Below are 835 nucleotides of genomic sequence, written 5' to 3' on the forward strand. Positions count from 1 at the left end.
GATTACTGCTTGCAGTCAGGAGCAAATGCAGGAGATGGCCTCTAATGCCATGGTCACCCAGAACCGAACTCCTGATAAAACTTGGCGGGTTAAGCCTGGGTCTGTGCATGATGGAGATACCTTTCGGGCAGTGGCGGATGTTACTAACGAGGAAATTAAGGTGAGGATCGCCTGTATTGATGCCCCAGAAATTAAGCAAGCCGGGGGCATTGAATCCCGTGATTATCTCCGGGGAATGCTGACGGATAATCGGGAAATCATTCTGATGGGTGCCGAAAAAGACCAATATGGGCGCAGTGTGGTGGAAGTTTTTGCAATGACTGACACGCCAGGACTTGAGGTGGGAGTTAATGGGGAAATGGTTTTGGCAGGTATGGCCCACTACTATGAAGGCCATAAGAGGTCATGCCCTGAGAATGCAGAACAGTATGAATTCCTGGAGCAGGAGGCGATTTCCAATAAAGCTGGGGTTTGGGCTAATGGGGATGCAGAGCGGCCCTGGGACTGGCGGAGAAGGAATAAGTAGGGGTTAGTGGAGATTAAAAATAGAGAAAAACCAATAGAAAGAAGCTAAAAGCAAGGTTTATCCTTATAAATGAATTTTAGTCATTGCGTAAACGTTTAGATTTATTACAGTTTTAGAAAAGTTAGGAATCATTATTTTGTTTCTGCACTAACATCCAAACATAGAGTAAAAATCTACGCTTAGGATCGTCCTAGTTCTTAATTACTGTTCTTTGCCTTTACTGAATTGCTTGGATTGTTTTTTTGATTAAAATAATACGATTCTATATTAAACAAAAAAGGATGCAATTACGTCCAAAAGCAGTGAAGT

General features: G+C 42.9%; 1 protein-coding gene. It reads left to right on the forward strand.

Annotation, left to right across the window (positions count from 1 at the left end; all coding sequences use genetic code 11):
• Positions 1-526 (forward strand): thermonuclease family protein (locus ODQ17_RS19030; RefSeq protein WP_322905618.1); only part of this gene is annotated, 526 nt, incomplete at its 5' end.
• Between the last annotated feature and the right edge of the window lie 309 nt (positions 527-835).

The sequence above is a fragment of the Acinetobacter sp. IRS14 genome (genome assembly GCF_034650275.1).
GTDB classification, from domain to species: Bacteria; Pseudomonadota; Gammaproteobacteria; order Pseudomonadales; family Moraxellaceae; genus Acinetobacter; species Acinetobacter oleivorans.